This is a genomic window from Halalkalibacter sp. APA_J-10(15) (assembly GCF_023017105.1).
Lineage (GTDB): Bacteria > Bacillota > Bacilli > Bacillales > Bacillaceae_D > Halalkalibacter.
Genome location: NZ_JALKEV010000004.1, coordinates 199317 through 222799, shown reverse-complemented (window position 1 = coordinate 222799; position 23483 = coordinate 199317). Strand labels below are relative to the sequence as shown.

The following is a 23483-nucleotide window of genomic DNA, read 5'->3' as shown; positions in this document are numbered from 1 at the left end:
AAGTTTTGAGTGCACAGATAGAGAAACGTGTAGCAGAGGTAGGGGATTATCGATGATACAAGTGGGGTTAATTGGCTATGGGACTGTTGGGAGCGGTGTTTATGAGCGTATACATCAGTCAGAGGAATTAGAATTATTACTTGGTGAGCCAGTTGAAGTGAAGGCTATTTTAGTGAAAGATCGGCAAAAGCAGAGAGCGATTCATATTCCAGCTATCGTGACGTCAGAGTGGGAGCAGTTTTGTGAAGTGGCTCATTATGATGTTATTTTTGAGGCAATCGGTGGAATTGAGTCTGCTTATTTATATACAAAGCATTGGCTTCAAAAAGGGGTTCCAGTCATAACAGCTAATAAGAAGCTCGTAGCCGAGAAAGGAAAAGAGCTTGAGGTATTGGCTAGCAATCAACATACGTATTACGGGTATGAAGCATCGGTTGGTGGTGGTATTCCGATTATTAATGCATTAAAGGGAACGTTGAGCGCAACTGCCATTTCACGCGTTTCAGGAATCTTAAATGGGACAACTAACTATGTACTTACGGAGATGACTGAGCATAATCGTTTATTAGCAGAAGCGTTAGAGGATGCTAGAGAAAAAGGCTATACAGAATCAAATCCGAGTGAAGATTTAGACGGGTATGATTCATGGTATAAAATTCGTATATTAAGCCGGCTTTGCTTTGGAGAGTGGCCGAATGGGTTGCAGCTAATCCGTCAGGGGATATCAGAATTAGAGGATTGGCATGTTGAAGCTGGAGAAAAGTTTGGTTTTACAATAAAGCTAATAGGTGAAGCCTGGAAACAGGGCAGCTCGATTGTTGGTGGCGTATATCCTGCTTTCCTATGTCAATCGGAGCAGCTTACTTATGTGAATGGAGTCACAAATGGAATATCGATTGAAGGAGAACAAATCGACCAGTTATTGTTTATCGGTCCGGGTGCCGGAAAGGGTGCAACAGCTAATAGCATGATTGAAGATTTTCTTTTCCACCATCGGTTCGGTCAATGGCAGCGTTCGTATTCATCTTCAGCCCTATTAGAGCACCCATATTCACATATGTTAGTTTGTGTAACACACACCCAAAGGGAAAAGGCTCTGCAATGGGTGAAGGAAACTGGCATTGAAGTGTTAGATACGTATACGCATCATGATGGTGAAGGCTGGATTATCGCCAATTGGAATAAAGGTGATCTGCCATATCCGCATTATCCAATTTACGGTGATGTTTCTTTAAGAAAACGAGTCAAAGCCTTATATTCAGCGCAATTCGGGACGATCTAACTTAAGTTGTTGATAAGCACTTAATAATGAGGTCGGTTCTTCTTTAATATAGAAAGTCCGTACTCCATTTGCAGTGTGTAAATAAAGAAAGCCCATATCTTGCGAGTGAGGCTTCTTTCGATACGAAATATCAAAAATCGAAGTAAGTGGGAAACGCTCTTGTTTGACGGTTATACATTCATCGTATAATTTCATTTCATAGACCGTTTCAACTGTGACTTTCTCTGTCCACTTTATTTGTTGTTCAATTTCAATACAATGCTGAGTAGCTAGCAAATCCATGAATGACACCTCACTGAATGATTGTTCTACTGTAAGTGTATCATAACTTAAAATGGATTGCTTTTTTTGACACGATGGAAATGTTACATAATAAGGGATGAAAGGAGAATAGAATGTTACATCAATTTTCACGAAATGAACTGGCGATTGGTCATGATGGTTTAGAACGCTTAAAAGGAAGTACGGTAGCAGTATTAGGGATTGGAGGTGTTGGTTCCTTTTCAGCAGAGGCGTTAGCACGTTCAGGAGTTGGCAAGCTTGTACTCGTTGATAAGGATGATGTAGATATTACGAATGTGAATCGTCAAATTCATGCATTACTATCAACAGTTGGAAAGCAAAAGGTTGAATTAATGAAAGAGCGTATTATGGATATTAACTCAGAATGCGAAGTCGTCGCTTTGAAAATGTTTTATACGGAGGAAACGTATGAACAATTCTTCAGCTATGATATAGATTATGTGATTGATGCAAGTGATACGATTTCGTATAAAATTCACTTAATGAAGGAATGTCTTAATCGAAACATCCCAATCATTTCTAGCATGGGGGCAGCAAATAAAATGGACCCAACACGTTTGCGAATTACGGATATTTCCAAGACTACTCATGATCCGATTGCAAAAGTGATTCGAACGAGACTACGTAAGGAAGGGATTCGAAAAGGAATTGAAGTTGTGTATTCGGATGAGCAACCTATTCGAATTCGTGAGGACATTCGAAAAGAGATTGTCCCAGAAGCAGCAGAAGCAGGAAAGATTCGTAAGGCCAAAATGCCTCCATCATCAAATGCATTTGTTCCTTCAGTAGCCGGACTTATAATGGCTGGTCATGTTGTTACGAATTTGCTTGCAGGAATAGAAATTAATAGAGGATGAAGTGAGCATTCTCTTTTCTGTGGATTGAAAGTAATGAGGAGCTATATGTCAGGCCTGTTATTCTAGTTCGTAACAGACCTGACATTTGTTTGTCTTCTGTTTATTTAATGGGGCTCTTTGTGAGTTGCCATATTTCTGATGCGTACTGTTGAATGGTTCGATCGCTCGAGAACTTTCCAGAATAAGCAATGTTTGTAATGCTTTTATTAAGCCATATTGAACGATCGCGGTAAGCTTGCTCTACAAGCTCGTGAGTTTCAATATAGGGATCGAAATCCTTTAAAACAAAGTATGGATCATTATGATATAAAATATTATAGTAGAGGTCCTTAAATTCCATTTCTTGTTCACCAAATACACCACTGTTTAACTGATCTAGGATTCGACTAATTCGATCATCGGTATTATAAATGTCTCGTGCCGAATAACCTCCATGCTCATAATAGTGGAGTACTTCATCAGAAGTAAGTCCGAACATAAAAATGTGTTGATCTCCTACTAAATCACGTATTTCAATATTCGCTCCATCCATCGTGCCTACTGTTAATGCTCCGTTCATCATCATTTTCATATTCCCAGTACCAGAAGCTTCCTTACTAGCGGTGGAAATTTGTTCACTAATATCCGCTGCCGGTATAATTTTTTCCGCTAAACTAACATTATAGTTTTCTAAAAAAATTACCTTAATTCTATCCGCAACGTCAGGGTCATGGTTTACTAAAGAAGCGACCGTATGAATGAGTTTAATGACTTCTTTTGCAAGATGATAGCTAGGAGCCGCTTTTGCTCCAAAAATAAAGGTACGTGGTGTAAGGTCAAGCTTGGGATTATCCTTTAATTCATTGTATAAGTAAATGACATGGAAAATGTTCAAAAGCTGACGCTTGTATTCATGAAGTCGTTTAATTTGAACATCAAAGATGGACTTCTCGTTCACTTTTATTCCCATTCTGTCATAAATAAATTGAGCTAGTGTTCGTTTGTTTTGTAATTTGACCTGCTCTATTTGTTGGAGAAAGGCTGCATCGTTCGAATAACGAAGTAAGCTAATAAGCTGATTTGGACGTTTAATCCATGCTGGACCGATGACATCTGTTATGACGTTAGCTAGGTGCGGGTTCACTTGAAGAAGCCATCTTCTGTGTGTAATGCCGTTTGTTTTATTATTAAATCGTTTCGGGAAAAGCTGATAAAAAAGCTTCATTTCTTTCTTCTTTAAAATCTCTGTATGGAGCCTAGCAACACCGTTAACACTATAGCTTCCAACGATAGCTAAACGTGCCATGTGAATTTGTTCATCAGCGATAATCGCTAGCTCGGGAATATGGTCTCGTAACTCAGGATAATCAAACCATAAGCCTTGGCAAAAACGTTCATTTATTTCATCAATAATCATGTATATTCTTGGAAGAAGGCTTTGAACCATCCCTTTTGGCCACTTTTCGAGGGCTTCACTTAGTGTTGTATGATTTGTATAAGCAATCGTCTTATGAGTTGTTTCCCACGCTTGGTCCCAATCAAGATCGTAAATATCCATTAACAGTCTCATTAACTCAGGAATCGCTAAACTAGGGTGTGTATCATTAATTTGAATGACAATATGATCGGATAATTGTGTAAGTGAGCCGCGTCCTTCGTTTAAGTATTGACGTAATATATTCTGAATACTTGCTGAAACGAGAAAGTATTGCTGTTTCAAACGAAGCTCTTTACCCTCATAGCTCGAGTCGTCAGGATATAAGAAACCGGATATTTGGTCAATGGAGTGAGTATGATCAAGCGCATGATAATATTGATCATTGTGATTTGCGACACCATTTCTATCTTGTGATTCGGCACTCCAGAGTCGTAACGTATTAACCGTATGATTATGATAACCACTGATCGGAATGTCGTATGGAACAGCAATAACTTCATCGGTATTTTCGTAACGGAATTCTAAAGAACCGTTTGCACGATGATGCATGTGTACACTCCCACCAAAATAAACATAAATACGCTCTTCTGACTTTCGAGTTTCCCAAGGATACTCTTCTTTTAACCAGTAGTCAGGCAATTCGATTTGATGGCCATGAATGATCCGTTGTTCAAATAACCCATAACGGTAACGAATGCCGCAGCCGTGTCCTGGATATTGAAGTGAGGCAAGTGAATCGAGAAAGCAGGCGGCTAAACGTCCTAAGCCACCATTTCCAAGTCCAGCATCATGCTCATGAATAAATACCGCATCTCGTGTAAAACCAAGTTTTTTCAAAGCGTTGTTCGTAATATCTAGAAGCCCACAATTTAGTAAATTGCTTTCAAGAAGTCGACCGATCAAGAACTCCATTGATAAGTAATAGACCTTTTTTACTTTTTTTTGCTCGTAATGCCCATTTGTTTTATGCCAATGGGGATGCATTTCATCGTTGACGATGGATGCAAGAGCATAATAGAGGTCTTTTTCGTTAACGTCGTTTAACTCTTTATCGAAAAGTGTGCGAATCTTTTCAGTTATTTGGCTGATGAATTCATCCACATTTTGATAGGTCAATTTTGACTCACTCCTTGTTCTGTCAACACTTTTGTGTATAAACGAGTATATTCAGCTGCTGAATGCTTCCAGTCGTATTTGCATTTGTTTATGTTTTTACATAGTTGCTTCCAATTTCCGTCATCGTGAAAGATTCGCAATGAGTAGTGAAGAACGGTTAGCAAATCATGGGCATTATAATTAGTGAAACTAAATCCATTTCCTTCACCTGTAAGTTCATTATAAGAAGAAACCGTATCCTTTAAGCCACCCGTTTCTCTAACGATTGGTACCGTCTTATACTGGAGAGCGATAAGCTGAGATAATCCACACGGTTCAAATAGAGAAGGCATGAGAAAAAAGTCAGCGCTGGCATATAACTTGCGTGAGAGAGCCTCATCAAAGGTTAAAATTGCTGCTGACTTGGATGGGTATTTATTAGCTAGATAAGAAAAGTAATGTTCAAATTCTCGTTCACCGGTTCCTAATACGATAAATTGAATGTCCTCTTGTAAAAACTCTTCTAAAATACATTGAATTAAGTGAAGTCCTTTTTGCTCAACTAAACGTGTAACCATAACATATAACGGTTTTTCTTCACTCATTTGAAGATTAAGCTCCTCTTGAAGAGCTAACTTATTTAATTTCTTCTTTGCACGGGAGTAGCTATATGGTACATCTACATGTGGATCCTTTAGTGGATTATACTCATCCGTATTAATACCATTTAAAATTCCACAGAAGTCAGCTTTACGATCATTTAATAAAGGATGAAGTCCTTCACTATAGTAAGGGTTTTTCAGTTCATTCGCGTAGCTCGGGCTAACGGTTGTTATTTTATCAGCATGAAACATACCTGCTTTTAAACAATTCAGCATTCCATTCCATTCCATCCCTCCGATATGCTCTCTCGGTAGAGAAAAGAAATCTTCATACATATCAAGTGGTATCAGACCTTGATATTTCATATTGTGTATAGTGAAAACCGTTTTCATCTCTTCAATAGGCTGATAAATTTTTGCGAAGGCTATTGCTAGCCCCGCTTGCCAATCATGAGCATGGAGAATATTAGGGACGAAATCTAAGTAATCAAGTGATGAAATGACAGCCTTGCTAAAGAATAAGAATCTTTCACCATCATCATAGTAGCCATAGACCCCTTTTCTTTCATAATAAAATGTGTTTGCTAGGAAGTAATAGTGTACACCTTCATAATTTAAACAATAAAGCTCAGCTGTTTGATTGCGCCAACCAATTTCTACAGGGACAATCGCTTTAAATTCCATTTGATTCTTCCAATCTTGAGAGATTTCATCATAAAGTGGAAGAATGACGCTAACATTCAGGTGTTCATGAGTTTTTAATGCATGTGGAAGAGATCCTATTACATCAGCTAATCCTCCGGTTTTAATAAAGGGCGTACATTCAGAAGCGACAAATAATACATGATTCATCCGATCTCTTCTCCTTTCAGAATAAGTTTAATGTTGTTTATTACTGATTAAATGATTTTTCGTTTCGGGACAACATATGGTTTATCAACACTTCCCACTAATGTTTGACCGTCTGATATGTTGACATCTTTATCGAGAATAACATTTTCTAAATAGGCGTTAGCTTGAACAGTACAGTTTTGCATAATAATTGAGTTTTTAATCGTCGCTCCTTCTTGAACTTTTACGCCTCGAAATAAGACACTGTTCTTAATATTTCCTTTAATGTCACAACCGTTAGCAAGTAAAGATGATATGACCTTTGCTTCATTACGATACTTAGTCGGAGGTTCATTGCTAATTTTTGTTAAAACAAAAGGTTTTTGATAAAAGAGACTTTTATAATGGTCTGTAGAGAGTAAATTCATGTTATGACGATAATAGCTTTCAATTGAATCGATAAAAGAGCTATATCCTCTATGTTTGTAAGATTGAACAATTAATGAATCTAGGTTGGCAATGATCCCATTAGTGAAAAGGTTCTCTTTATGATAAGCAATACATTGATCTACAAGTTTCATTAAGCACTTTTTCGTTATAATATATACACCAGTAAATAACTGTGGGTTTGTCGTATCGTGTGTCATATGGGTGACACGATTATGCTCGTCTTGTTCGATACGCATACAAGCTTGATGTTCAGGCTTATCTTCTGCTACATATGTAGTAATAAGCGTTACATCGGCATTTGCTTCTAAATGTAGTTGAAAGGCTTCTTTATAATCACATGTTGCAACAAATTGACTGCCACTTATTAAGATATAATCTGAATTGCTTCGTTCAAAATAATCACGATTGTTATGGAAATGCCTAAGATCGCCTTTTGAAATATCAGTTGGATCATTCCAGTCTGGAGGAAGGATGAATAGGCCTCCATATCTGCGGTCAAGGTTCCAATCAGCACCTGTTCCAAGATGATCCATAAGAGAGCGGTACTTATTTCGTGTGAAGATGGCGACCTCTGTTATATCAGATTGGACCATGTTTGAAAGAGTAAAATCGATTAGGCGATATCGACCGGCAAAAGGAACAGCTGCACCGCAACGGAAATAGGTTAATTCATTTAAAAAATCTCGTTCATTCTCTAAGTTTATAACACCCATCATCGTTTCTATTTGAATTCCTCCTTACAGTTTATTATGATTTCGACATCATTAATTCTAAACTAGATTGGTCTATGACAAGTGGCTCGTTATGAGGAATAGATGAAATGTGAAACCCTTCAGGAATAACGGTATTTTCCATAACGATGACGCGTTCAAGTGTAACATTTTTTCCTACTGTAACATTCGGGTGTAAAATGGATTGTTTGATGGAGCTTTCAATATCAATGGAAACATTTTTTGAAATAATGGAGTGATCAATCGAACCACAAATCCAGCATCCAGAATTGATCAATGAATGTTTTACAACAGCATTTTCTCCTAAAAACTGTGGTGGGAAATTTGAGTCTTGCGTATATGTTCGCCAATTTTTATGGTTTAAGGACAAGGTTAAATCATCATCAAGTAAGTCCATGTTTGCTTCCCAGTAGCTTTGAACCGTACCGACATCTTTCCAATAACCATCAAATCGATATGCATAGAGAGACTGATTATGAAGGAGCATGGAAGGAATAATATTTTTTCCGAAGTCATGAGAAGAATCTTGTTTTATTTGATCATCGAGTAAATATTTTTTTAATGTTTGCCAATTGAATATATAAATTCCCATTGAAGCTAAGTTGCTTTTTGGAGTAGCTGGTTTTTCGTCAAATTCATAAATTCGCAAGTTGTCCATTGTATTTAAGATTCCGAAACGTGAAGCCTCAGCCCAATTCACTTCCATTACGGAGATGGTCGCATCAGCACCAGTCTCTTTATGCTGCTGGAGCATCTCTTGATAATTCATTTGGTAAATATGATCACCTGATATGACTAATAAGTACTCTGGATCATATTGTTCAATATAATGAATGTTTTTATAGATGGCATCAGCCGTACCTGAATACCAGCTTCCACCACCTTTTGCTGTGTAAGGTGATAGGATTGAAACACCATCGTGCTGCCGGTCCAAATCCCAAGGTTTGCCGATTCCAATGTGCTTGTTTAATTCAAATGGAGAATATTGAGTTAATACGCCAACCGTATGAATACCTGAATTCGTACAATTGCTTAACGTAAAATCAATAATTCGATATTTTCCTCCAAAGTGTACGGCTGGCTTTGCTACATTCTTCGTTAATAGTCCTAAACGTTTGCCTTCTCCTCCTGCCAATAGCATCCCGATACATTCTTTTTTCATCCAATATCCTCCTCAAGTACTGACTCCCTTAGATGGTGTTGAAAAAACAGATATGGCTAATGGTGGAATTTTGATTTTGATATGTTGGTTATGACCATGCCACTTCTCAGGGAAGCTGAAATAACGACCAACATTTAATTGATTAGATCCTCCATATTTATCCGCATCTGAATTGAACACCTCTTTATATGTACCTGGGTATGGTACACCGATCTTATAGTCATAATAGACATTCGGGGTGAAATTACAAACAATAATAAGCTCTTCATTAGAAAAATCACCTCGCCTCAAAAAGACTATGATACTTTGATCGATATTATGAGGGTCAATCCAATCAAATCCGTGCACTTCGTGATCACATTCGTATAGAGAGGGTTCGTGCTTATAAAAATGGTTTAGGTCCTTTACGAAATCGAACATCGCTTTATGCAATGGATAGTCGAGTAAATGCCAATCAAGTTGCTCCTTGTCTTTCCATTCAGAGTAAAGGCCTAGCTCTCCACCCATGAATAGTAGCTTCTTACCTGGATGTGTCATCATATAGCCGTATAACAATCTAAGGTTTGCGAATTGTTGCCATTGGTCACCAGGCATTTTGTTCAATAATGATTTCTTTCCATGTACAACTTCATCGTGCGAAAGAGGAAGAAGAAAATTCTCTGAGTACGTGTACATAATTGGGAATGTTAAGCATTGATGATGCCATTTTCGATAAACAGGGTCACACTCCATAAAGTCAAGCGTGTCATTCATCCAGCCCATGTTCCATTTGAAATTGAATCCGAGTCCACCAGAATAAGTGGGGCTTGTTATAAGTGGAATATCTGTACTGTCTTCTGCCATCATCAAGGTGTGAGGTTTATAGTCGAAAACGACTTCATTTAACTTTCTTAAAAAAGCAGCTGCTTCAAGATTTTCTTCTCCACCATAGCTGTTGTACAATTTCTCTTCTTCATCGTAATTGTCAAAGTTTAAGTAGAGCATGCTGGCAACGGCATCGACTCTAAGTCCATCAATATGAAATTCCTTTAACCAAAAGAGAGCGTTTGATATTAAAAAGCTTTGTACTTCTGGTCTGCCAAAATCAAAAGTAAGTGTCCCCCAATTCCGTTTCTCAGCTTTACGTGGATCGGCATATTCGTAGGTTGGGGTTCCATCAAATAGGCGTAAGCCATGATCATCTTTACAAAAGTGCCCCGGTACCCAGTCTAAAATGACACCAATCTCATTTAAGTGGCATTCATTTATAAAGTATTTCAAATCATTAGGATGACCATAGCGTGATGTGACAGAATAATAGCCTGTTTGTTGGTATCCCCAAGACAAATCAAATGGATGTTCACCAAGTGGAAGTAGCTCGATATGGGTGTAGCCGAGAGATTTCACATAAGGAATTAATTCTTTTGCAAGCTCTTTATAGCTGTAAAGTGTACCATCTGCATGTGTTCTCCAAGATCCTATATGGACTTCATAAATATTAATCGGCTTTTTTAAAGGATTGGTTTCTTCTTGTAATAGTTTCCACTGTTTATCATCCCATTGAAATGTTGAATCAGTTGTCAAAATCGAAGCTGTCGCAGGTCTAACCTCAGATTGAAACGCATACGGGTCTGCTTTTAAAAATGGAATATCTGATTCTGAGAGTATTTCATACTTGTATGAAGAACCAGCAGGAATAGAAGGGAAAAAACGATGCCACAGTCCTTGATTAGAAATTTTTTCAAGCTTGAAATGAGAACCTTCCCATTTGTTAAAATCACCGACTACCCTTACTTCCGAGGCGTTTGGAGCCCAAACGGTGAAAAAATATCCTTTTTTAAAATCAACTGTAGCTGGATGTGATCCAAGAAATTGGTAACTTAAGTAATGTGTACCTTGGTGAAATAAGTAGATGTCATGTTCCGTGATGAACTCGTTCATGAAGCAAGAATCTCCTTTCATAGACGAATGTTTACGATTTTTATGGGATTTTTACAATTTAACATGAATCTTGAAAGAAAATGATACGTAGTCGTAGTCGTAGTTGTTTATTGTAGGTATTGTTATGATGAGACTAGAGGTGACAAGCTTGTTTTCAAGTTGATATGAATACATTATAAAGGAAGTTGAAAGAAATGTAAGAAAAAGTGTTAGACAATTTAACGCAGGAATTTAGGGGGTTGTGTCCATTTATGACGAACAAATTATTGAGAAATAGCACTAAATAAAATGATTAAAAATTGAAACAATGTCCAAAATGAAAATAGAAATCTAATCCACTTAATGATGAATTTTGAGAATGAATAACATTAATGAAGTTTTATGAATAACGTAATGTGAGATAAATAAATAAGAAAAGAGGTGTGTCCAGTGTCTTCTACGATCGCTTGGTTAGATGATGTTCATGATTTGAGACTAACGTCAGAAGGGTTAGAGGAGCTATCATTTAATACCCCTCTTCTTATAAAAGGGAAGAAGCAAAATTTTTCTGTGCAATTTGTCGGTATAGAAGGAGAGAACACAGCAAAATTTCATGTGGAAGAACCCCTTCCATTAGGAGAAGAACTATCCCTATACATCGAAGGAAAGCGTTTTCGAATCTATCCTAGAAAAATTATTAGAACGGATTGGTTTGAGCAAAATTATACGAACATTAACATTGAATTAGGAGCAATATGCACGAAAGATGACACTAAATTTAGATTATGGGCACCGACAGCTACATCAGTTAAGTTATATATAAATAATATTATTATGTCACTAAAAAAATATGAAAATGGCATTTGGCAAGAAGAGATTCAAGGAGACATGCATGGGATCCCTTATGAATATGAGCTTGTCGTGAATGGAGAAGTGGTTCGAGCTATTGATCCATACACTAAGGCATTACTTGCTAATAGCGAAAAAGGAGTGGTTGTAGATCTAAAAAGGTTAAAAGGATCAACTAAAGTAGAGAGGAACTGTCACGAAATAGCAGTATTGAATGATGCGATCATTTATGAGATTCACGTTCGGGATGCAACGATTTCTGAAAAGAGTGGAGTTAGGGAAAAGGGCAAATTCATTGGATTAACAGAAACAAAAACAACTACCCCAAACGGATTCTCGACAGGAATATCATATATAAAGGATTTAGGAATCACACATGTGCAATTACTACCAATTAACGATTTTGCTCGGGTGAATGAGCTTGAACCAGAAGAGAGCTATAACTGGGGGTATGACCCATTATTTTTTCAAGTACCCGAAGGTAGCTATTCAACCGATGTTCAAAATCCGATTACTCGACTGGAAGAATGTAAAGAAATGATCTCATCTTTTCATAAGGAAGGATTGGGTGTGATTGTAGATGTCGTCTTTAATCATGTATACATTCGAGAAGAATCCTCATTTGAAAAGATCGTTCCAGGTTATTACTTTAGGTATGATGATAATGGAGAGGTTAGTAATGGAACAGGTGTTGGAAATGATTTTGCAACAGAACGAATAATGGCAAGGAAATTCATATTAGATTCTATTGAATATTGGCTTCAAGAATATCAAGTTGATGGTTTTCGTTTTGATTTAATGGGAGCAATGGATGTAGAAACGATAAAGGCGATTGAAAAAAGGTGTCAAAAAGAAGAGCGCCCGATTCTTTTACTTGGAGAAGGCTGGGATTTACCTACTGCATTACGATACGAATTGAAAACAACACCTGATAAAGCCAAGCAACTACGAAAGGTTGGTTTTTTTAATGATTTATTCCGAGATTCGTTAAAAGGTCAACTATTCAGTGATCAAGATCAAGGCTATGTGAATGGAGAAGGCATTTTTGTAGAAAGGCTACCACACCTTATAACAGGTTCTGTTTTAGAAGAGTATGGAATACCATTTGTTTCAGAGCCGAGTCAATCTATTAATTATGTTGAATGTCATGACAATCATACACTTTGGGACCGTCTCGAAAATACTAATCCCATACACAATGAAGAAACACGAAAACGAATGCACCAATTGGCAACTGGAATCACACTTCTAAGCCAAGGAATCCCATTTCTCCATGCAGGTCAGGAATGGTTCCGTACAAAGCATGGTGATGAAAATAGCTATATATCAGGAGACAAAGTAAATAAGCTTGATTGGGAAAAAAGAGAGGTAGAAGCCGAAAATATAGAATTTATACGAAGGTTAATGACAATAAGAAAAAAATATCCTGTTTTTCGTTTACGTTCGAAGGAACAAATACGCAAACAAATTCATTTTTTGAAAGTGAAATCGCCTATTTTAGGATATATTCTATTAGATGTAAATACAGATTTAGTCGTATTTGTGAATCCGACTGATCAAAAGCACCGTTTGCGTTTGCCTTCTTCAGCATCATGGGAAGTAATAGCATCGAATGATAATCAGGATGATGTCATTTATAAAGGCGAATTTGCAATGATTAAGCCATTTGAGCTATGTGTATTGGAAAAATCACGATTGTAAGAGTGTGAAATATAAATAGTTCTTTACAAAACACGAAGAGGTTGGGACTGAAACAAAATTGCCCCACCTCCTTCGTGTTTTATGATTCTACAAACGTTTAATCAGCATAATAAAGTGAGTTGAAATTTGGATAAGACTAATAATGAAGATTCTCAGGAGGAAAGTAATGCATATTTCCCTTATTAGACATGGGGAATCATACATTAACGAAAAGGTAAGGTAAATAGCGATCAATTTTCTGAATGGATTAAAAAAAATGATCTAGCAAGTGTTAAAAGAGAGGGAGATTCCCCTCCAGCACTTTGGAGGAGGTTGGTCATGCTAAGTAATTATAACTAGCATTCTCTTACGTTCGATTCAATTTGCGAACTTGTTAACGATGGATCGAAGCTATTACTCTGATTCACTATATCGTGAAGTAGAGATGCCAATATTTCCGTGGAAATGGAAATAGTTAAAAATAAAGACGAAGTTGTGATCTGTTCTTATGAGAATTTGTTGTTTTTTTGAGTATTCAAAAGAATGGGGATGTTGTTTTAATTGGTCATGTTTTTTTATCGTTTTGTTGGTAAGGAATTAGTGAAAAGAGGGTGGAGTGGTTCCAGTAAGCCAAGTTCAATCCCTGGAATTGTACATCTTATAACTGTAAACTTAAGAAATGAACAAAGTGAGTGATTCGTGTATAGTGGAATAAGTAAATATGAAGTTAGAAACGCTTTTACTTCTCGAAGCTGTATTTAAATAGTCTAGATGAACTACTATTACTCAATCGATATAGGTGTAATAAACTAGGATAATTTTGATTAAAATAAGACTTGTTTGACCTGTAATGTTTTTGTTGTTTATTAATAGTTTTTGAACATTTTTAGTATATCGTTTCACTTCACATCTTTGTATAATGTACACACTTCTTAGATTACACATTAATAAATTGTAAGCGTTTTAAAGGAGGCACAGTTCATATTGCGTTTTAGAATCCATACTGAGCCAAACGTGTAATGAAAAAGAAGGAGTATGATAGAAAAGGAGTCTTGCCATTTTTATGTTATTTTCAATGTTTTCTAGTGTAGGATCAAGTACTTCAGCTGAAAGTAATGAAGGTGTGAATGATTTAGAAGTGACTCATATAACGGATCATTCGGTCACTTTGAAGTGGTCTGCTTATCATAAAGCTGATGAATATGCTATTTATTGGGCAAATAAAGATACTGAAAACATGCAGTATCAACGTGTCGATACGGTAATGAGCACATCTTATCTATTTGAACGTTCCACACATGTGCCACATTACTTTAAAGTAGCTGCTGTTGTTGGCGAAGAAGAAGTCGCTACTTCTCATACGGTACGATCAGAAATAAAAAAGCAATTTTCAGTTCAATTAGAAGATTTAGATCGTGGTTTAGTAGCAGCCTCAACCTCAGAAGGAGTGTTTCTAAGCTGGCGCCTGCTAGCGGATGAAGTGACAGGTTATTCTGACTTCGGCTTGAGAGGTACTAATTTTCATGTGTATCGTGACGGTGAAAGGATGGCTACTGTTACAAATAGTACAAATTATTTAGATACAGAAGGAACGGATTCTTCACAATATTATGTGAGCGCTGTTGTTGATGGAGAAGAAATTGGTGATGTAAGTGAAGTGGTCACACCTTGGGAACACTCTTATTATGATATACCATTGCAAAAGCCAGAGGACGGTGTGACACCTGTTGGGGAGACTTATACGTATTCAGCAAATGATATGAGTGTTGGTGACGTAAATGGTGACGGTCAGTATGAGTATATTGTTAAATGGGACCCTTCTAATTCCAAGGATGTGTCTCAAGTTGGTTATACAGGCAATACGTATATTGATACGTACAAGCTCGATGGAACGCTTTTGTACAGAATTGATCTAGGTGTTAATATTCGTTCAGGTGCTCATTACACTCAATTTCTCGTGTATGACTTTGATGGGAACGGAAAAGCAGAAATAATGTTCAAGACAGCTCCAGGAACGAAAGTCATTCACTATGATGAGGACGGTAACGTGGTTTCTGAAGAATACATTTCGATACCACAAGGTGATATAGATGCTGGATATAGTCATGAGGATGATTACCGTTTTAGTTCTGAAGATTATTATGAACATGTTGTTGAAATGTTCTTAGGTTGGCATGAGCATGCTGAAGTTGTGGCTGGAAATTGGCCAGCTACTTTAGAAGAAAGTTTCGGGATAGACATTCAATATGAATATCCACTATCTCGTGAGGATGCGGAAGCATTAACGGACTACTTTATGGATGTTTATGCGCCGAGTAGAAGTGAGCGTAATGATTTACGGAATTTTGAAGGGTTTGTTGTAACAGGCCCTGAATATTTGTCCGTGTTTGCTGGTGATACAGGTGCTGAGTTAGAAACGATTCGTTATGAACCTGGACGTGGCGATGATGGTTTATTGTGGGGTGATTATGCTTATCCGCACATTGAACCTGGCAATCGTGTTGATCGATTTAATGCTGGGGTTGCTTACTTAGATGGAGAACGACCATCGGCTTTCTTTAATCGAGGTTATTATACTCGTGCTGTGTTTGCGGCATATAACTGGAATGGCCACCATTTAGAAAAATTATGGATTGCAGATAGTGGTCACGTCGTAATGGAGAACCCATTTAATAGTGGTCCACATGGTGGACCAGGTGCAAATGATCCATTAGCTAGGTTAGCTGGACAAGGTAACCATGCCATTAGTGTTGCGGATGTTGATGGTGATGGCAAGCATGAAATTATTCACGGTGGTGCGACTTTAGATCATGATGGATCATTGTTATACAGTTCAATGGAGGACTTACCAGAAGGAAGCGGGGCACCTGGTGATTATGTCATTTTTGGACATGGTGATGCACTTCATGTCGCGGATGTAAATCCTGATCGGCCAGGGTTGGAAATCTATTCCGTGTTTGAAGCAGGTCCTTGGGCCCCTTATGGCTTTGCGCTTAGAAGTGCCGAAGACGGAGAGGTCCTTTACGGTGAGCACACTGGAGATGACACTGGTCGTGGAATGATTGGTGATGTTGTTCGCGGTGAGAGAGGTCTTGAAACATGGGCTATTAGTCTTCGAACAGCTGATGGCCGTGTATTGGGCGCTAGCCGTCCAGGGACGAATATGAATATCAAGTGGGCCGGAGATATGTCTACGCAAATTATCAATGGTTCTGGAAATCATACTCCTACAATTGATGACTGGGAAGTTGGACGTATGCTGACAGCAGAAGGGACATTGACGAATAACGGTACAAAAGGGAATCCTTCCTTAGTTGCTGATGTCTTTGGAGATTGGCGTGAAGAGTTGCTCGTACGGACGGCGGATAGTACTGCTATTCGGATTTATATGAATACTGAAGTAACTGACCGGAAGCTTTATACGTTAATGCATGATAGTCAATACCGTACGGGAATTGCTTGGCAAAATTCAAGTTACAATCAACCTTCTTATCCAAGCTTCTACTTTGCATCAGATATCGATTGGGGATATGTCCCGATTCCTAATTTCTATGGTGATATAGAGTATATGGAAGAGGAAGGACCTGATTTAGATAAATCAAGGCTTGAAAGCAAGGATGAGGACTTCGTATAGGAGCTGGCAGAAGCATTAGCATGATGATCAGTCACATCCTCAAACCGTAACTAATCTATTTAATGTTTGATTATTGGGTTAATAGTCCTGAAAGCGGGCTTTAGTTTATTATTTGCATGTAAGCGATTTGTGAGATAACAGTGATTATGAAATGAACGTAATAGGGTCGTGCTTAGTTGGTGCCTTAAGAGGTTTGTTGGAACCTTGTAAAGGCACCTTCTTTTAGCATGATAACGGGGCATCAAAGAAGGTAGCTTTTGTAGCGATATAACGTACCTAGTAAATGAATAAGTCTTTTTGCTTATGACAGAAAAAAAACTAGTTAAATAGATGGATGTTTATTAAATTTATGGGATTTAAAGGTATCTATATGTATAATGATATGTAAATAGAAAGAATAAACATCTATCTCATACTTTACTAGACTGATAAAGCTTTCTTGCAGTATTTAAGCTAGTCCTAACTGAAGGGAATGAAAGGTAATGAGTGTACACAAGGATCCCCCATACATTCGTATCTCAAAGCATTACTGTCAGCAAGCAGGGATGAATCCAAATGATGTGAAGCAACCAAATATTGTCATGACAAGTGAAGAATTAATGGAAAAGAGAGAAGAATACAATGAAATACTAGAAGTTGTAAGTTTCTTTTCATATAAATTGTTAAAGGCACTTGAAGGGACACCTATATTGCTTGTTATGTCAGACAAGGATGGATTCATCTTAGATATTGTTGGGGACGAGTCGATTAAAGAAATGGTCACAAAGCTTGGTATTTGTTTGGGAGCCCAATTTACTGAGGAAGAAATGGGTACAAATGTCATTAGTTTAGCTTTAAAGCATCGACATCCAATTCAATTAATTGGTGATGATCACTATTATCGCTTTTTACATGATACAGCATGCTATGGTGTTTCGTTTCATTATACGGACATTGATAATCTTTTAGGAAGCCTCTCCATAATGACAACGACAGAGCAACAAAATCCACTGTTCTTGAATATGCTATCCAATGTTGTCGACTCCATTGAAAGAGAATTACTTCTACGAAAGCAAAATCGAAAGCTCAATATTTTAAATCAAATTATGTTAAGAAGAACGAGAAACGCCATTATCATTACGAATGAAGATGGGACAGTAACTGAATTTAATCAGTTTGCTGAAACGATATCGGGAAATAATCGCGATGATATAATTGGACGGAATATTCTTGATTCCTCTATACTCGGATTGTACTTTGAAAAAGTAATTGAAGATGAACATGTCTTTAAAGACGTGGAGTTGAAATTTACAAATCAAAAAGGCGAGGACATTGTTGCCCTGTTTGATGCTCAACCGATATATGATCATAAAAATGCTAAGATGATAGGATCATTTGCCCAACTTCGTGATATAACCGAACGCTACATGATGGAAGAGAAATACAATTATTTAGCCTATCATGATGAATTAACGGGCCTTCCGAATCGTCGTTACTTTCATACGGAGGTTAGAACGACACTCGAAGAAAAAAATCGAGATGAAGAAATTGCTCTTCTCTTAATTGATTTAGATCGATTCAAATCGATTAATGATACATTTGGCCATAGTAATGGTGATAAATTACTTATTTCTGTAACTGAACGAGTGAAGCGTTGCTTACGGCAAGAGGATATGTTAGCGAGAATAAGTGGTGATGAATTTATCGTCCTGCTTAAAAATATAGGAGGTGAGGATGAAGCAAAAAAAGTAGCTAGTCGTATTATAGAAGAGTTTCAACAACCATTTATTATTAATCATTTTCATTTTCACACAACAGCAAGTATTGGAATAGCTTTATACCCGAAAGAAAATATTGATATTGAAGATTTTATGGTACAGGTCGATCTAGCTATGTATCAAGCGAAGGCGCATGGTAAGAATGGTTATGTTTTTTATAAAAATGATATGCATCAAGATGCAAGTGATGAATTCTCACTTGAAAACCATTTAAGAAAGGCACTTGAACAAAATGAGTTTGAATTGTTCTATCAAGCGCAAATCAATAGTCAAACAGGTGAAGTGATAGGTGTTGAGGCGTTATTACGTTGGAATCACCCTGAACTAGGAATGATTTTGCCGAATATTTTTATCCCATTAGCTGAGAAAATCGGATTGATTGTTCCAATCGGCGAGTGGGTCATTATGGAAGCTTGCAGGCAAAATAAAATGTGGCAAGAAAATGGTCTTCCTTATATGAAAGTGAGTGTGAATTTATCAACACAGCAATTTTTAAAGCAAAACCTAGTTGATGTCGTTCAACAAGTATTGCAATCAACACAATTAAATCCACAATTTCTAGAGCTTGAAATTACTGAATCGATGGCTATGGATTATAAATATGCTCGTAAAGTTATTGATCAATTGAGAGGTTTAGGAGTAGCTGTTAGTATTGATGATTTTGGTACTGGATACAGTTCGTTAAAAAACTTGAAGTGCTTCGCGATCAATCGTATTAAAATCGATAAGTGCTTTGTTATGAATGTTCTTCATAATCAAAATGATGAACAAATTGTTAGCGCGATTATAGCTATGGCTCATGGATTAGGGGTGAATGTCGTTGCTGAAGGTGTCGAAAATGAGGAACAGCTTCATTATCTACACTCTCAGGAATGCTATAACATACAAGGTTATTATTTTATGAAACCACTACCTGCCTATGAATTCACAGATCAATATCCACAATTGGTAGAGGAATTCAAAAAGAAAAAGGAGATTATTCATGAAAAAAGTAGCCACTATTTTAGCTGAGCAGTTTAGGAGTTGGGGAGTCTCACATGTTTTTGGTATTCCAGGGAAAGCAGTCGTTCCACTAGCAGTTGAGATTGATAAAGCGGGCTTATCATTTGTCGCAAGCAGACATGAATGTGGAGCAGGGTATGAAGCTACTGGATTTTCATTACTTAGTGAGAAGTTGGGTGTAGCAGTTGGAACGTCTGGTCCAGGTGGAACGAATTTAATTACAGCAGCGGGACAAGCTATGGCGTCTCATATTCCGCTACTCATTATTACGGGGCATCCTTCTATGAGTGATACGGGTAAGGCCTTAGGGCAAGATTCTACAGCATTTGGTACAGATGTTGTAGAAATGTTTAAGCCTGTAACTAAGTTTAGTGCAAGAATTGAACGCTCAGACTTAGTTGAATCGTATGTAAGACATGCATTAGAAAAAGCATTTATTGGTATAAAAGGCCCTGTTCACTTATCGATTCCAGCCGACGTACTGCTTGCTGAGATCGAATCATTTCAACTAGACCTTCCAAAGGAACAGCATGTGATATCACCGAATTTAGAAGAGGTGATAGATCTATTAGAACAAGCCGAACGGCCACTCTTATTTTTAGGTAAAGGTGTTCATTCAAGTAAGGCATATGAAGAAGTTCAAGTATTTGCTGAAACTTGGAATATTCCCGTTATGACTACACCAGGAGGTAAAGGATCCTTTGTCAGCTATCATTCCTTGTCATTAGGTGCGTTTGGATTAGGTGGTCATGAACAAGCCCATAGCTATTTGGAGGAAGGCGTTGATGTGATGGTTGTTATGGGGACCAAATTAAGTGATATGTCAGTGGCTGGATTATCAGAAGAGCATTTTCCAGAAAAAGTAATTCAATTTGACTACGATCCAATGTTTGTTGGGAAAACCATTACAGTGCCAACCTTATTTATTTATGGAGATCTTAAAATGAATGTGGCCACATTACTGCAAAAGAAAGGAATTGAATTGTTACAAAGGCAGGAGATTGTAGGGGTCGAGAGTGTAGAGCATTTGGGGTATCGCAAGCTTGAGCTGCATGATTTTCCGTTTAGTGATGAGTGGCAAAGGTCCGCAGTACAAACAAAGGAAGAACATTTCTTCCATGAGGATGCAACATCTGAAGAAAGTGGGCAAGCTCTTGCATTAAAGGAACGAGAGCAGGAGTTTATGTCGTCAGCTCATGCTCTTACGATTTTGGACAACTATTTACCTGCAAACACGATTATGTTCGGTGATGCTGGTAGCCACTCATTTTATGCGATTAAGCACTATGGAATTAAAAAACATGGGACGTTCTTCTTTGATGATGTTTTTGGAGCAATGGGTCATGCGATTGGCTATTCGATCGGTGCTAAGCTAGCTGCACCTGAAGTTCCCATTGTTTGTTTAACTGGAGATGGCTGCTTTATGATGCATGGAACGGAGCTTTCGACAGCTGTAAATGCTGGCTCAAATGTACTGTTTATTATTTTAAATAATGAAGGGTTGGACATGGTTGATAAAGGGATGAAGGCTCATGTTGGGAGGTCTGTTGGGACAATGCTTGACCATCCGGTTGATATCCAACAATTTGCTCATTCTTTTGGGGCAAATGCATACAAATGTCGCACAGAAGAAGAGTTAACATTTGCTTTAAATCAAGTTATTACGGCTGAGTTTAGTGAACCGAATGTGATTGAAGTGATAGTGGACACAAATGAAATCCCGCCAACTATGAGAAGGGGCTAAAGGAGTGAGTGGTGTGAGTATACGAGATGAAAGCTATGAAAAAGGGATGGATATATTAAGACAGATTAGAGGCGAGCAAGGGATAGATCAAGTTCAACGCTTTCAAAGTATTCATCCTGCTTTTGAGGAAATGATGATGTCATTTGGGTATGGTGAGGTTTGGTCGCGAACAGAGCTTGATCATAAACAACGAGCGCTCATCACATTGTCGTCACTTGTGACACAAGGAATTCCAGAAGCATTAAGGTTTCATGTTCATACTGCTATTCATGTAGGTGTGACACCGAAAGAGATTTTAGAGCTTGTTTTACATTGTGCCGCGTATGCTGGTTTTCCGAAATCAGTGGCTGCTTTTCCAGTTATATTAGAAGTCTTTGAAGAAATTGGTGTGGAAGTAGACTGGTGACAAGTTAAAGGTTTACAAGGGGGCTCAAGCTTTTGGGCGCCCTTTCTTACATTAAATAGTAGTCATAGGAAGCTTTATATAACATCCTTGTTTATCAATTCATAAGAAACGTTTATACTAAAGATGTAGAAATTACTTCAGACACAGGGAATGAAGTCGTATGGTAGAGAAGGTCTTAATTGTAGAAGGTACCAATGATCGTAAAAGAGTGAAAAAGGTGTTACATGAAAAGGTTACGATTATTTGTACACATGGTACATTAAGTAACGAGAAGCTTGAGGAATTCATTTTACCAATAGAGAATGAAGATGTGTATGTTTTAGTTGATGCGGATGATTCAGGGGATAAGATTCGGAAGCAATTGAAGCGTGAATTACCGAATGCTGTTCATCTTTATACGATAAGAGAATATGGTCAAGTTGAAACGACACCCCTTGACTATTTAGCACAAATACTGAGAGCCCACTTTCAAGTGAAAGAAAAGGTGGAAAAGAAGTTTACAAGTAGGAGCCTCGAATGAAAGTCGTCCCCTTTCATTCGAGGTTCTCATTCATACATACTTTTATGATTGCTTATACGGATCAATGGTTTGAATGGTTCCGTCTTCGTTGTAATGGAGCTCAGTAAATTTGACAGAGCGTTTATGATTGACGCCATCAGACAACGAACAGTCATGATAGAATAAATACCACTTATTATTAAATTCGACGATTGAATGATGAGTCGTCCAACCAATGACAGGATTTAAAATCGTTCCTTTGAACTCAAAAGGCCCCTCTGGACTTTTGCTTATTGCGTAAACAATTTTATGAGTCGTTCCTGTTGAATAGGATAAATAATAATAGTCATTATACTTATGAATCCAAGGGCCTTCGAAGTAACGTCGGTCCTCATCACCTGCTACAATAGGCTTTCCATCTTCATCGACAATTGAAATTTCTTTAGGTTCTGTCTTAAATGAAAGCATGTCCTCGCTTAATTCGGCAACGCGTGGTCCAATTGCTGGTTGATCTATTGCGGGGCCTTCTTCTACATGTGGAAGGAAGGTTCCTGTTTGCCACTTTTCTAATTGGCCTCCCCACAAACCACCGAAGTAACAGTATGCTCGATTATCTTGATCAACAAATACAGCAGGATCGATACTATAGCTTCCTTCAATGTAATTCTCTTCAGGCTTAAATGGTCCCGTTGGTGATTGGCTTGTTGCGACACCAATTCGAAAAACTCCATCATGATCTCGAGCTGGGAAGTAAAAATAGTATGTTCCATTTTTGTAAGCAGCATCAGGAGCCCACATTTGCTTTGATGCCCATGGAACATCACGAACATGAAGCGCTTCATCGTGATCTTCAACAGGGCCGTCAATCGATTTCATTGATAAAACGTGATAATCCTCCATGCGGTATTGGTCACCATTATCATTATCTGGCCCATCATGATCGAGGTCATGCGAAGGATAAATGTACAATTTACCATCAAATACATGGGCAGATGGGTCTGCTGTGTACAAATGAGTTACAATTGGTTCATTTTGATGTACTTTTTTCGTCACTGCACGTCTCTCCTATCGATTAAGAAGTTTATACAGTGCCTAATTATAAGGAGGGTGTAACACAATGTAAACGGTTAAACTATAGATTTTATCTAAAAAAGAATAGATGGAAACGAGTAACGTATGAGACCACTGAAATGTTATGAAAACTTTTTCAGTGGCCACCCTGAATTGAATATATAAGAGGGCGTCAAGTAACCATCCTAACCATGTTGAGATAAGGACATCTT

15 protein-coding genes are annotated in these 23483 nt (G+C 37.8%); 8 read left to right on the top strand and 7 right to left on the bottom strand.

What is annotated here, in order from left to right; all coding sequences use genetic code 11:
• Positions 1 to 52 precede the first annotated feature (52 nt).
• The gene (locus tag MW695_RS06840) at positions 53 to 1282 is read left to right on the top strand and encodes a homoserine dehydrogenase (RefSeq protein ID WP_247104400.1); all 1230 of its coding nucleotides are present in this window, start codon (positions 53 to 55) and stop codon (positions 1280 to 1282) included.
• Here the strand turns inward: MW695_RS06840 and MW695_RS06835 are convergent.
• Positions 1259 to 1696 carry a hypothetical protein gene (locus MW695_RS06835; RefSeq protein ID WP_247104397.1) on the bottom strand — a complete coding sequence of 146 codons (438 nt, stop codon included), beginning with the start codon at positions 1694 to 1696 and terminating at the stop codon, positions 1259 to 1261. The two genes, MW695_RS06840 and MW695_RS06835, sit on opposite strands and share 24 nt — an antisense overlap.
• Between MW695_RS06835 and MW695_RS06830 the strand changes: the two genes are divergently transcribed.
• The gene (locus MW695_RS06830; protein ID WP_247104395.1) at positions 1678 to 2442 is read left to right on the top strand and encodes a tRNA threonylcarbamoyladenosine dehydratase; all 765 of its coding nucleotides are present in this window, start codon (positions 1678 to 1680) and stop codon (positions 2440 to 2442) included. The two genes, MW695_RS06835 and MW695_RS06830, sit on opposite strands and share 19 nt — an antisense overlap.
• Before the next feature lie 100 nt (positions 2443 to 2542).
• Here the strand turns inward: MW695_RS06830 and MW695_RS06825 are convergent, their stop codons facing one another.
• The 5 genes from MW695_RS06825 to glgB are packed head-to-tail and all read right to left on the bottom strand — an operon-like array spanning position 2543 to position 10650.
• Complete coding sequence (locus MW695_RS06825; protein WP_247104393.1) at positions 2543 to 4975, bottom strand: glycogen/starch/alpha-glucan phosphorylase; 2433 nt, start codon at positions 4973 to 4975, stop codon at positions 2543 to 2545.
• Complete coding sequence (locus tag MW695_RS06820; protein ID WP_247104391.1) at positions 4972 to 6408, bottom strand: glycogen synthase; 1437 nt, start codon at positions 6406 to 6408, stop codon at positions 4972 to 4974. Before MW695_RS06820 ends, MW695_RS06825 begins: the two co-directional genes overlap by 4 nt.
• 47 nt (positions 6409 to 6455) lie before the next feature.
• Entirely contained in the window at positions 6456 to 7550 is a 1095-nt protein-coding gene (gene glgD / locus MW695_RS06815; RefSeq protein WP_252120672.1) for a glucose-1-phosphate adenylyltransferase subunit GlgD, read from the bottom strand.
• Between the two features lie 34 nt (positions 7551 to 7584).
• On the bottom strand, positions 7585 to 8730 hold the full coding sequence (locus tag MW695_RS06810; protein ID WP_247104389.1) for a glucose-1-phosphate adenylyltransferase: 1146 nt from the start codon (positions 8728 to 8730) through the stop codon (positions 7585 to 7587).
• A 12-nt stretch (positions 8731 to 8742) separates the two neighbouring features.
• Positions 8743 to 10650, bottom strand: coding sequence for a 1,4-alpha-glucan branching protein GlgB (gene glgB, locus MW695_RS06805; protein ID WP_247104387.1), 1908 nt, complete (start codon positions 10648 to 10650; stop codon positions 8743 to 8745).
• Positions 10651 to 11079: 429 nt separating this feature from the next.
• Between glgB and pulA the strand changes: the two genes are divergently transcribed.
• The 6 genes from pulA (at position 11080) to MW695_RS06775 (ending at position 22221) form a co-directional block, all read left to right on the top strand.
• The gene (gene pulA, locus MW695_RS06800) at positions 11080 to 13179 is read left to right on the top strand and encodes a type I pullulanase (protein ID WP_247104386.1); all 2100 of its coding nucleotides are present in this window, start codon (positions 11080 to 11082) and stop codon (positions 13177 to 13179) included.
• A 1042-nt stretch (positions 13180 to 14221) separates the two neighbouring features.
• Positions 14222 to 16792 (top strand): rhamnogalacturonan lyase family protein, encoded by a 2571-nt coding sequence (locus tag MW695_RS06795; protein ID WP_247104385.1) that lies wholly within the window; start codon positions 14222 to 14224, stop codon positions 16790 to 16792.
• Positions 16793 to 17274: 482 nt separating this feature from the next.
• Positions 17275 to 19560: a putative bifunctional diguanylate cyclase/phosphodiesterase gene (locus MW695_RS06790; RefSeq protein ID WP_247104384.1), complete on the top strand. Its 2286-nt coding sequence runs from the start codon at positions 17275 to 17277 to the stop codon at positions 19558 to 19560.
• Positions 19532 to 21295, top strand: a complete 1764-nt coding sequence (locus tag MW695_RS06785) for a thiamine pyrophosphate-binding protein (protein ID WP_247104383.1) — start codon at positions 19532 to 19534, stop codon at positions 21293 to 21295. Before MW695_RS06790 ends, MW695_RS06785 begins: the two co-directional genes overlap by 29 nt.
• 13 nt (positions 21296 to 21308) lie before the next feature.
• Positions 21309 to 21701: a carboxymuconolactone decarboxylase family protein gene (locus tag MW695_RS06780; protein ID WP_247104382.1), complete on the top strand. Its 393-nt coding sequence runs from the start codon at positions 21309 to 21311 to the stop codon at positions 21699 to 21701.
• A gap of 160 nt (positions 21702 to 21861) precedes the next feature.
• Positions 21862 to 22221, top strand: a complete 360-nt coding sequence (locus MW695_RS06775; protein WP_247104381.1) for a toprim domain-containing protein — start codon at positions 21862 to 21864, stop codon at positions 22219 to 22221.
• A gap of 42 nt (positions 22222 to 22263) precedes the next feature.
• Here MW695_RS06775 and MW695_RS06770 read toward each other — a convergent pair whose 3' ends face one another.
• Positions 22264 to 23253, bottom strand: coding sequence for a glycoside hydrolase family 43 protein (locus MW695_RS06770; RefSeq protein WP_247104380.1), 990 nt, complete (start codon positions 23251 to 23253; stop codon positions 22264 to 22266).
• Positions 23254 to 23483: the final 230 nt, after the last annotated feature.